This window comes from Bacillus sp. TCT6 (genome assembly GCF_056033845.1).
The window spans coordinates 253,402-265,000 of record NZ_JBVYHX010000001.1 but is presented as its reverse complement, the minus strand read 5'-3'; the positions used below and the strand labels follow the sequence as shown (position 1 = coordinate 265,000).

General features: G+C 36.3%; 10 protein-coding genes. 3 read left to right on the top strand and 7 right to left on the bottom strand.

All coding sequences use genetic code 11. From position 1 onward, the window contains the following. Positions 1–151 precede the first annotated feature (151 nt). Entirely contained in the window at positions 152–508 is a 357-nt protein-coding gene (locus tag AC0ONG_RS01210) for a YgzB family protein (protein ID WP_000025067.1), read from the top strand. Positions 509–614: 106 nt separating this feature from the next. Here the strand turns inward: AC0ONG_RS01210 and AC0ONG_RS01205 are convergent, their stop codons facing one another. From AC0ONG_RS01205 to AC0ONG_RS01175, 7 genes are all read right to left on the bottom strand, one after another. After that, complete coding sequence (locus AC0ONG_RS01205) at positions 615–1,034, bottom strand: GNAT family N-acetyltransferase (protein WP_000759743.1); 420 nt, start codon at positions 1,032–1,034, stop codon at positions 615–617. 170 nt (positions 1,035–1,204) lie between these two features. Next, a complete protein-coding gene (perR, locus tag AC0ONG_RS01200) occupies positions 1,205–1,633 on the bottom strand; it encodes a peroxide-responsive transcriptional repressor PerR (protein ID WP_000237831.1) in 429 nt (142 codons plus the stop codon). Between the two features lie 299 nt (positions 1,634–1,932). Further along, positions 1,933–2,388, bottom strand: a complete 456-nt coding sequence (gene bcp, locus AC0ONG_RS01195; RefSeq protein ID WP_000633712.1) for a thioredoxin-dependent thiol peroxidase — start codon at positions 2,386–2,388, stop codon at positions 1,933–1,935. A gap of 44 nt (positions 2,389–2,432) precedes the next feature. Continuing rightward, positions 2,433–2,837, bottom strand: coding sequence for a potassium channel family protein (locus AC0ONG_RS01190; protein WP_000964360.1), 405 nt, complete (start codon positions 2,835–2,837; stop codon positions 2,433–2,435). 72 nt (positions 2,838–2,909) lie between these two features. Then, positions 2,910–3,695, bottom strand: a complete 786-nt coding sequence (locus AC0ONG_RS01185) for an ABC transporter permease (protein WP_000639350.1) — start codon at positions 3,693–3,695, stop codon at positions 2,910–2,912. Positions 3,696–3,699: 4 nt separating this feature from the next. Next, complete coding sequence (locus AC0ONG_RS01180) at positions 3,700–4,491, bottom strand: ABC transporter permease (protein WP_000521515.1); 792 nt, start codon at positions 4,489–4,491, stop codon at positions 3,700–3,702. After that, positions 4,484–5,497 (bottom strand): ABC transporter ATP-binding protein, encoded by a 1,014-nt coding sequence (locus tag AC0ONG_RS01175; protein ID WP_474203507.1) that lies wholly within the window; start codon positions 5,495–5,497, stop codon positions 4,484–4,486. The genes AC0ONG_RS01180 and AC0ONG_RS01175 overlap by 8 nt, the downstream gene beginning before the upstream one ends. Positions 5,498–5,618: 121 nt before the next feature. On the opposite strand from AC0ONG_RS01175, the gene hemL reads away from it, so the two are divergent. Next, positions 5,619–6,923: a glutamate-1-semialdehyde-2,1-aminomutase gene (gene hemL / locus AC0ONG_RS01170; protein ID WP_000260533.1), complete on the top strand. Its 1,305-nt coding sequence runs from the start codon at positions 5,619–5,621 to the stop codon at positions 6,921–6,923. A gap of 198 nt (positions 6,924–7,121) precedes the next feature. Next, on the top strand, positions 7,122–11,558 hold the full coding sequence (locus AC0ONG_RS01165; RefSeq protein WP_098437571.1) for a glutamate synthase-related protein: 4,437 nt from the start codon (positions 7,122–7,124) through the stop codon (positions 11,556–11,558). Positions 11,559–11,599: the final 41 nt, after the last annotated feature.

Below are 11,599 nucleotides of genomic sequence, written 5' to 3'. Positions count from 1 at the left end.
ACTTAAAAATTGCTGTAAAAATCATTATAGCACCCATTCATTCTTCATCGCTCCCCTCCTATCCATTTCATATCTTATCCCTTTATCAATTTACACGAGAGTGAAAATTCTAAATTTTATGTTATATTATTATTATAGGAGTGTGGTGAGAATGAGCATTAAGTATTCAAACAAAATCAATAAAATCCGGACCTTTGCATTAAGTTTAGTATTTATCGGCCTCTTCATTGCATACTTAGGTGTCTTTTTCCGCGAAAACATTATTGTTATGACAACGTTTATGATGGTTGGCTTTTTAGCTGTTATCGCTAGCACTGTCGTTTACTTTTGGATTGGTATGTTATCTACTAAGACTATCCAAATTATTTGTCCAAGCTGTGATAAGCCAACAAAAATGCTCGGCCGTGTCGATGCATGTATGCACTGCAATCAACCTTTAACACTAGATCGAGATCTAGAAGGAAAAGAATTTGATGAAAAGTATAATAAGAAGAGTTATAAATCATAAGTATCAAGGGAAATACGAGTTTGCAACACTACAAACGTTTCAACTCATTAAAAAGTTGATTTCTTAAGAAATCAACTTTTTAATTGTTTTATTAAATTTATTACACCTATTTTTTCGAAATAACAGTAAACATCCCTGTCATGTTAGGCGAATAATCTTTAAAATCATATTTTTCGTAGAATGACGTTTTACCTTGCGACGCAAACAAACCAATGAATGCTTTATCTGGAGCATTCTGATTTAAGTATTCTACTAAAGTATTCATTATTTTCTTTCCAATACCATTCTTTTGATACTCTGGATGAACCACTATATCTTGAATATAGAAATAGATAGCCCCATCACCAACAATTCTCCCCATGCCGATGATTTGATTATTATCCTTGACTGTTATACAGTAAATCGAATTTTGAAGTGATATTTCCGCCACCTCAAAGTTCATATAATTAGTCCATCCCACAGAATCACATAAATATTTATATTCTTCCAATGTTGGAATGTCACTTTTAATCTCATATTTCTTCAAAATGTCCCCTCCAAGAATTCATTTCCACCAATACAAAGTAAATTCGACAAACTTTTATCTAACCCTTCTTACTAACTTAGCACTGTAAATCCCGATTAACCTCACGCTAATCCTTATATAATAAAGAAAGAGGCTGACGTATAGCCGTCAGCCTCTTTCTTTATTATATATTACGCCTTATGACACTCTGGACAAACGCCATAAATTTCTAAGCGATGACTATTAATAACGAAGCCTGTCGTTTTTGCAGCTTCCTCTTCAAGTTGTTCCAAACCTCCATAAGGAAAATCAACAATCTTACCACATTTTTCACAAATCACATGATAATGTTGACTTGTAACATAATCAAATCTACTTGAAGCGTCTCCATAAGTTAATTCCTTTACAAGTCCAACCTCTTTAAATACACGTAAGTTATTATAGACAGTTGCAACACTCATATTTGGAAACTTACCTTCTAATGCTTTATAAATGTCATCCGCTGTTGGGTGCGTCATTGATTCCACAAGGTACTCTAAAATAGCATGACGCTGTGGAGTAATGCGTACACCCGTATTTTTCAGCATTTCTAGCGCTTCTTTTAATTCTTCTTTGACCACCGTCATGCACCCCGATTCTATACGGATTATTATTTTATAATTCTTATAAAGAGTGTACTCCTTTTCTTATAAATCGTCAATATTTCTACTATAAGTATGTGGTTTATTTTTATATTCAGAGCTTGTTTTTATGTATCTTTCCCTTTTTCTTCATATATTACATAGAAAAAAGTGCGACATAATCGCACTTGGAATACTATCATCTGAGGAGGTATGCCCTACACTTCCACTTTATGTAAGGCAGTAAAATATGTATAGACACTTGCCTTGTTTCTGCATATTTTATCTCCACTATAGATTTATTTTATATAAGAAAGAACATCCTCAACATGTCCTTTCACTTTCACTTTACGCCACTCTTTTACAAGTTCACCGTCTTTATTAATAAGGAATGTAGAACGCTCGATTCCCATATACTCTTTCCCAAAGTTCTTTTTCAGCTTCCAAACATCATATAACTCTGCTACTTTATGATCTTCATCTACTAAAAGTGTAAATGGCAATTCATGTTTCTCAATGAATTTCAAATGTCTATTCGCTGAATCAGGACTTACTCCAAGAATAACCGTATCCTTCTCTTGAAATACTCCATACGCATCACGAAAATCACATGCTTCAGTTGTACATCCTGGCGTCATATCTTTCGGGTAAAAATAGAGAACTACATTTTTACCGCGGAAATCAGCTAGGCTAACTTCTTCTCCGTTACTTCCCTCTAATGTGAATTCTGGTGCCATTTCTCCTACTGTAATCATAGTTATCACTCCTACTCTTTTCCTTTACTATAACAAATGCTTCCTTATTTTTCATTGTCTATTACAGACCTCATCACAAAAGCAAAAGGGAGTGTATATCCAATTAGCGCTTCTGCAATTGCAATCCATCGCCCAATTCCAATCGGAGATATGTCACCATATCCAACAGACAATAAAGTAACTGCGCTAAAATATAAACAAACTTCAACGAGTTGAAAAGAATGAGCGTTCAAACTTTCTCCGTCCTCTTTCAAAACTGCGAAACCCATTTCCTCTAATACAACGTAACTTAATCCAAACGCGATCAGTACTGTTGTATAGATTAAAAATAATGTGGCCAAATTATACAGCGAAAAAAAACGCGTTGAATCTGAATAGGAACTCCATAATAATTGGACACTTTTCAAAATAGCGATTGCTGCAAGTAATAGAATAAATCCCCATAACATGTCCTCCACCTCATTTTATATGTATGAGACGACCATTGGATTTATCCCTTAGAAACAAACAAGCTTCTATAATTAATTCCCAGCACCACGGTACCTTTTTACCCCTTGATTCCAAAGAGTGATTGCAATCGTAAAACAGATAACACCAACAATTGGCGTCGCGAATGCATAACTATTCCATTCTGTTTTTCTTAAAAAGTATGCAGCTGGATATACTCCAACAAACGCAAACGGTAAAACAAACGTTAAAATGAAACGAATTACACGATTATAAATATTAACAGGATAGCGCCCGTAATTACCTATGTTATACATAAGGGGCATAATTGAACTTTTCGCATCTGACCAAAAACCAAGGCTCGCAAGCGTAACAAATATCCCTCCATATACAAGTGCGCCTCCTCCTACCATCAATATAAATAAGAAGAAATCATACCAGTAAAAAGATAATTGTAACTCTACAGCTGCATATCCCATTACAATCATTCCTGTAATGGCCCCAATTAAAGACTCAAGTTCCATTCTTTCTAATATAATTTGAAACAAGCTATGAATCGGTCTCGTTAATATACGATCCATCTCCCCTTTAATAATGTAACGATCATTAAAGTCCCATATGTTAAAGAAAGCTGAGAAAATGGCAAACGGCACTAAAAAGAAACCATAAATAAAGATTACTTCTTCTCTACTCCAGCCTTTTAATGCTTGTGTATGCCCAAACACAACTAGAATAAAGATTAAATTAACAGCCTGTAGTGATAAATCAGAAAGTAATCCAACGATAAAATCGCCCCGATACTCCAATTTTGTTTTTATATATTGGCTTGCATATTGCAAAAATAGTTTTATATATATCATCTCATCATCCCCCTTGTACAATTAGACGTTTTCTCGCCGTTCTCCACATAAGTACAATTGGAATAATAAGGACAATCGCCCAAATTACTTGGAATAATAATGCCTCATACAATTTATTTCCTTGTATACCTTCTGAAAAAATCATACTCGGAATATAACTAATGGCTTGAAACGGTAAAAACATCATTGCCTTTTGGGCCCATAACGGATAAAAACTAATCGGTAATAATAGACCAGAAAATAAATCAATAACAACGCGTTTTGCATACATAATTCCACTATTATTAAATAGGAAGAACGTGAGCATTCCCGTCATTAAATTAATTTGTGTATTAATAATAAAACTAAATATTAGAGACAAGAAGAAATATAACCACGTTTGAAAATTCGTTGTAATTTGCAATGAAAATAATAACGTAACGATAACCATACCTGGAATTGAAAAAAATGCAAAACGAAATATCCCTTCACCAAGACCTTGCATCACTTTCATCCCTAAATAATTATATGGACGAATCAGTTCTACCGCTACACGTCCTTCTTGAATCTCCATCGCAATTTCCCTATCTATATTATTAAAATAAAAGGCACGTGCCATCCACGCAATTGCGATATACGTAGTCATTTGCGAAATAGATAAACTTTCAATGTTCTCTTTTCCGCTATAAATTGCTTGCCATAAAAAATAATACGCACCGATATTAATCGTATAAATTAAAATCCCGCTATAATAATTTGTGCGATACGCAAGCATCATTAAAAAGCGAATTCGAATCATTTCAATATACTTACCCATGTTTAATACCTTCTTCATAAATGTTACGAATAATTTCCTCTGTAGACACTTCATTAATTTTTAAATCTTTAATTTGAAAGGCTTGTACTACTTTAGAAATAAGCATTGAAATAATAACTTCTTCATTCGGTATTTTTGCAACCCACGCGTTTTCCTCTTTCGCTTTCGACCAAACGACATGACTATCTGGCATAACCATTGATAAAGCCTGATAGGAAACTGGTGCAATAAACTGAAAATGTATTTCCTTCTCTGCTCCCCACTGCGTACGAAGATTATTTAAAGAACCGTCATACATAATATTTCCTTCATCCAGCATGATAACACGCTCACATAATGCTTCAATATCAGTAATATCATGGGTTGTTAATAAAATTGTTGTTTTATAACGTTCATTCATTTCTTTTAAAAATTCACGTATTTTCAATTTCACAAGTACATCTAGCCCAATTGTTGGTTCATCTAAAAATAATAACGGTGGGTTATGAATTAATGCTGCCGCTAATTCACAACGCATTCTTTGACCTAGAGATAACTTTCGAACTGGCTTATCTAATAAAGGATCAATATCTAAGGTTTCAATCACGTGTTCCATATGCTCTTTATACTGAGCGTCTGATACACCGTACACTTTTTTTAATAAACGAAAAGATTCTTGTACAGCAATATCCCACCAAAGTTGTGAACGTTGACCGAAAACAACACCAATGGTTCTTACAAATTCTTCTCTCTGCTTATGTGGGTTCATCCCATTTACTAAAATCTCTCCTGATGTCGGAGTCAAAATCCCCGTAAGCATTTTAATTGTTGTTGATTTACCAGCACCGTTCTCACCGATATAACCAACCATCTCACCTTGTTTTACAGTAAAAGATACATCATTTACTGCTGGTACTATTTTATAATTACGATTTAATAAATCGCGAAATGCACCCTTTAAACCCGGACGACTTGAATAGGCTGTAAATTCTTTACGTAACCCTTGTACCTCAATTACCGATTTCATAATCGGACCCCCCTCCTAAATGTCACAACGAATAGTTTACCCAACTGCCTTCTCTATCACAAACAATACGTCTTTTCGAAAAACATGTTAGAATAATACATAGATTTTTGTAAGGAGATGAATGGTAGTGAAATTCACAAAATCAGAAGCATTACATAAAGAAGCTTTAGAACATATCGTTGGCGGCGTTAATAGTCCTTCTCGTTCTTTTAAAGCAGTTGGCGGTGGCGCTCCTGTTGCTATGGAACGTGGAAAAGGTGCTTATTTCTGGGATGTAGACGGAAATAAATATATCGATTATTTAGCAGCATACGGTCCTATTATTACTGGACATGCTCACCCGCACATCACAAAAGCAATTACAACAGCTGCTGAAAATGGTGTACTTTACGGAACACCAACAGCGCTAGAAGTAAAATTTGCAAAAATGTTAAAAGAGGCAATGCCTGCTTTAGATAAAGTACGCTTTGTAAACTCTGGTACTGAAGCAGTAATGACGACAATTCGTGTTGCTCGTGCTTACACAGGCCGCACAAAAATCATGAAATTTGCTGGTTGTTACCACGGTCATTCTGATTTAGTACTTGTAGCAGCTGGATCTGGTCCTTCTACACTAGGAACACCTGACTCAGCCGGCGTACCACAAAGTATCGCTCAAGAAGTTATTACTGTTCCATTTAATAATGTAGAAACTTTAAAAGAAGCGTTAGATAAATGGGGACATGAAGTAGCGGCTATTCTTGTAGAACCGATTGTTGGAAACTTCGGTATTGTAGAGCCAAAACCTGGATTCCTTGAGAAAGTGAATGAACTTGTTCATGAAGCTGGCGCACTAGTAATTTATGATGAAGTTATTACCGCTTTCCGCTTCATGTACGGTGGTGCTCAAGATTTACTTGGCGTAACACCAGACTTAACAGCTCTTGGTAAAGTTATTGGCGGCGGACTTCCAATCGGTGCTTACGGTGGTAAGAAAGAAATTATGGAACAAGTTGCTCCGCTTGGCCCTGCATATCAAGCAGGTACAATGGCAGGAAATCCTGCTTCTATGGCCTCTGGTATTGCTTGTCTAGAAGTTCTTCAACAAGAAGGACTTTATGAGAAATTAGATGAACTTGGTGCCATGCTTGAAAAAGGAATTTTAGAGCAAGCTGCAAAACATAATATCGATATTACATTAAACCGCCTAAAAGGCGCTTTAACTGTATACTTCACAACAAATACAATTGAAGATTACGATGCAGCACAAGATACAGACGGTGAAATGTTCGGTAAATTCTTCAAGCTAATGCTTCAAGAAGGAGTTAACTTAGCACCTTCAAAATACGAGGCATGGTTCTTAACGACAGAACATACAAAAGAAGATATTGAATATACAATTGAAGCTGTAGGCAGAGCATTTGCTGCTTTAGCAGATAGCAAATAATCTCGTCATTAAAAGGAAAAAAGAAAGCACATCTTTCTTTTTTCCTTTTTTCTATTTCATAAATCCCACATTAATAGTATAATTATTCATAATTATCTGTTTTATATTCTTTTACATCATTACTATCTCTGTGTACAAGGTGATTCACACCTTAAATAGTAAGATTATTCTAACTTTTACAAGAGGGGGGATTGACGGATGCTCAATAAAACAAATACATGGACACCGTCTTTATTTCGAGATTATAGAAATGCAGAACATGATGCGTGTGGAATCGTTTCCGTTATGGAGAAACGAAAAATTCCTACAAAAGAAAACATTGACCTTTGCATACAATCACTCGTCAAAATGAATCATAGAGCTGGTTTCATTAATGGCGAGGGCGATGGCATCGGCATTCACATTGATGTACCAAAAACGCTTTGGAATGAAAAACTAAAAAGTAGTGGATATAATCCAACGATTGTGGATCATCCCCACTTTATCGTTGGACATTTTTTTCTAAATAAAAAAGAAAACATTACTGCCTTAAAAGATTATATTCGTACGCAATTAAACAACAAAAACTTTACTATCATTTTCGAAAGTGATGATGTAACAAACTCAGATGCGCTCGGTCCACTCGGTAAACAAGAAGAACCTTTATTTTGGCAAGTTGCCCTTATCGCAGAAAATGAAATTACAAATATTGAGCAAACATTATTTTCTGTCACAATAAAAATAGAGGAAAACGAAGCAATTCATGTTGCTTCATTAAGTCGTGATCATGTTGTATATAAAGTTCTAGGTGCTGGTGATACACTTGTTGCCTACTATAATGATTTACAACATCCACTTATCGCTTCAACTATGACATTAGGACATAACCGCTACTCTACTAATACATTATCTAATTTTTTTCGTGTACAACCATTTAGTATTCTCGGACATAATGGTGAAATTAACACAATCGCAAAATTACGCGATCAAGCTGAAATGATTGATGTACCACTTACTGCTGGAGGCAGTGACTCTCAAGATTTAAACCGCACCTTAGAAACCCTACTTGTTCAATACGACTACAGTTTATTTGAAGCAATGGAAATACTATTTCCACCAATTATTAATGAAATTAAACTTTATGAAACACCTTTACAAGATTTATATACGTATATACGTGAAGCATGGGGACATTTTGCACAAGGACCAGCTGGCATCATTTCCCGTTTTAAAGATGAAGCTGTTTTCAGCGTTGATTCCCTTGGATTACGCCCAGTATGGAAAGTAGAGACAGAAAGCTCTTATATTTTCTCTTCTGAACCTGGAGTTGTATCACCAACTAAATATGTAGCAGAACCAAAGCCACTCGCCCCTGGAGAAAAGGTCGGATTAAAATGGAATGAACAAGATGAACTTGTTCTTTATGAATATGACAAATATCAAATCCAAGTATATAACCGTTTTAAAAAGCGAATTGATACTACCAATTATCATTTAAATTTATCTATCCCTGAAACGCAAAAAATCCAAGGGCTATGTGATTTTGTTCAAGTTGAAACGAAACAATACGTCGCTTTCGGATGGGACCGAGAACATATTCAGCTTCTTGAACAGATGGCAACAAAAGGTGTTGAACCAATACGCTCACTTGGGCATGACTCACCACTTGCCGCACTTGATACTGATAGACGAAATATCGCTGACTTTATTAAAGAAAGTGTAGCTGTTGTTACAAACCCAGCAATTGACCGTGACCGTGAAATTGAACACTTCTCTACACGTACTGTACTTGGAGAGCGTCCAAGTTTATTAAGCGGCGCAAAACGGCCATTTGTAGTTGAAATGCTTTCACCAATTATTTTAGAAGGCAGCGTGGCACAACCTATTGCAGAGGAATTACACACAATTACGTACGAACAACTCACAGCGTTATTTAGGACTCATAACTCTATTGCCACAATCTCTGCTACATTCAGCTCGTCAGAAACCCTGCAATGTGCATTAAGCCGCATTAGTTCTGAAGCGATAGCTGCTGTTAACAATGGTGCTTCCCTACTAGTATTAGATGACGCAAAAGCCCATCTAAATGAACGCTTGTGGATTGATCCACATTTAGTTACCGCGAAAGTACATCAAGAATTAAGTGAAAATAAATTACGCCGCAATTGTTCTCTCGTTATACGTTCTGGTGCCCTTCGCTCCTTACATGACATTGTCACGCTATATGGATTAGGAGCAGATAGTATTAATCCATATTTATTATTCGCGACTGTAAGTGATGGAACAAAAATACCAATTACGAATCTGTATAATGCACTTAATAAAGGATTAGAAAAAGTCATTTCAACAATTGGAATTCATGAGTTACGTGGTTACGGACGTCTCTATTCATCTATTGGGTTACATGAGGAAATTGCAAATATATTACAAATCACAAATTTCTTCGGTTCAAATGATTTAGCTTTTTCACTTGAATCACTTGCTGAAGATGCAAAAATACGAGCAGAGGATTATAACAATCCTAAAATTAGAATGCGAAAATCATTTCATATATTCCCGCGAATTTGGAAAGCAATCGGCGATGTTGCAAAAGGAAATCCTTATGATGACTACCGTGACAAGTTAAGTGAACTAGAAGAGAATAATCCAATCGCAATCAGACACCTTGTTCAAACGAAACAAACAAAACATGTCGTTCCAACTGAAGAAGTATCTATCGGCATTCAAAATCATAATTTACCATTTATTATTAGTTCTATGTCATTTGGTTCTCAAAACGAAATTGCCTTTCGCGCATATGCAGAAGCGGCCGATCAGCTAAATATGATTAGCTTGAACGGTGAAGGCGGCGAAATTAAAGATATGATCGGGAAATACCCACATACACGCGGACAACAAGTGGCATCTGGGCGATTTGGAGTAAATGCCGAACTACTAAACTCATCGAATTTAATTGAAATCAAAATCGGTCAAGGCGCAAAGCCTGGTGAAGGTGGGCATTTACCTGGTTCAAAAGTGACAGCCAAAATCGCTGAAGCACGTAATGCGACAATCGGCTCAGATTTAATTTCACCTTCTAACAACCATGATATTTATTCAATTGAAGATTTAGCTCAAATGATTACGGAAATTAAAACAGCTAATCAACTTGCCAAAGTAGCCGTGAAAGTCCCTGTTGTTCCTAATATCGGAACAATTGCTGTCGGTATCGCCAAAGCTGGTGCTGATTTTATTAACATTAGCGGATTCGATGGTGGAACAGGTGCTGCACGTATTCACGCCTTGCAACATGTAGGTCTTCCTGTAGAAATTGGTGTTAAAGCCGCTCACAACGCTTTATTAGAAGCGAGCATGAGACATAAAGTAGAGATTTGGGCAGATGGTGGTATTCGAAGTGTAAATGATGCCTTGAAAATCATGCTCCTCGGAGCAAACCGTATTGGATTTGGCACACTGTCAATGATTGCAATCGGCTGTACTACTTGCCGTGGGTGCCATCTAGATACTTGCCATGTTGGAATTGCGACACAAATTGAGTCTGAAGCACAGGCAAAAGAACATGGATTACGCCGCTTCGTCCCACGCGAATTAGAAAGCGCAGTTGCTGGCCTGCTAAATTTATTCACCTCTTTCGGTGTAGAACTAAAACGATTAACAGGACAGCTTGGGTATACAAATTTACAAGCAATTGTCGGGCGTTCTGATTTATTAGAGCAAGTTCGGGGCGAAAATTTATTAAACTTATGTAATTTACTACAAATAATAGAACATCCATCTGTTACAACAACAAAAGACGTACCAGAAAAACAATTTAAAACAGTTCATTCCGCTGACTCAAAAGAATTAGTAGGCGTTGGTGTAGAGCAACGCGTTATGGGCGGTCTAGAATCATGTTATCGCGTTCGCAGTAAACTATATGAAGCTACTCAACTTGAACCACTTACATTAAAGTATACGAATGGTTCTATCCCTGGAAATGGGTTAGGTGCTTACAATAGTGAAAATTTATTTATACACGTAAATGGCGGCGCACAAGATGGCATTGGTAAAACTTCCTTTGGTGGTGGTATTTATATAACGAAATCAAAAGGAAAAGACGGAGTATATTATAACGGTTCTGTCGGAAAAGGATTTGGATATGGGGCACAAAAAGGGGCACTATACGTGCAAGGGAACGCTGATGCTCGTGCTGGCATTCGCCTTTCTGGGGCAGACATGATCATTGGAGGTAGAATAACAAAACCACTCCGTGAAAAAGAGCAAGGAAATATAGGTGCATACTCCAATATTAAAGGTTTTGCTTTTGAATATATGACAAATGGGCGAGCGCTTGTTTTAGGTGACCCTGGTCCATGGATTTGCGCTGGCATGACTGGCGGTGTTGTTTATTTGCGTCATGATTCAAACTTAGGCTTAACAGAACAGGCCTTAAAAAGAAGAATTGCAAAAGGGGCAAATGTTACATTACAATCAATTAGTAAAAATGGTTTGAAAGATGTAACTGAATTATTGCTAGACTATATTCGTGTACTAAACGAGCATGAGCAATATGAGGAAGTTGCTTTGTTAACCCCATTATTAGATGATATACAGAACCAGTTTTTTGAAATTATCCCAAAAAAAGAACAGGCAGATCCATCTATCTCAACAGAGTAACATGAGTAATTTTCATTATTAAGAAAAAATTGACGAAGTAC

Bases quoted from the DNA above. Each gene is read 5' to 3' on its own strand.
- AC0ONG_RS01210 (WP_000025067.1), top strand. From the start codon at position 152: ATGAGCATTAAGTATTCAAACAAAATCAATAAAATCCGGACCTTTGCA.
- bcp (WP_000633712.1), bottom strand. From the start codon at position 2,388: ATGATTACAGTAGGAGAAATGGCACCAGAATTCACATTAGAGGGAAGT.
- AC0ONG_RS01190 (WP_000964360.1), bottom strand. From the start codon at position 2,837: ATGTTATGGGGATTTATTCTATTACTTGCAGCAATCGCTATTTTGAAA.
- AC0ONG_RS01185 (WP_000639350.1), bottom strand. From the start codon at position 3,695: ATGATATATATAAAACTATTTTTGCAATATGCAAGCCAATATATAAAA.
- AC0ONG_RS01180 (WP_000521515.1), bottom strand. From the start codon at position 4,491: ATGGGTAAGTATATTGAAATGATTCGAATTCGCTTTTTAATGATGCTT.
- AC0ONG_RS01175 (WP_474203507.1), bottom strand. From the start codon at position 5,497: ATGAAATCGGTAATTGAGGTACAAGGGTTACGTAAAGAATTTACAGCC.
- hemL (WP_000260533.1), top strand. From the start codon at position 5,619: ATGGTAGTGAAATTCACAAAATCAGAAGCATTACATAAAGAAGCTTTA.
- AC0ONG_RS01165 (WP_098437571.1), top strand. From the start codon at position 7,122: ATGCTCAATAAAACAAATACATGGACACCGTCTTTATTTCGAGATTAT.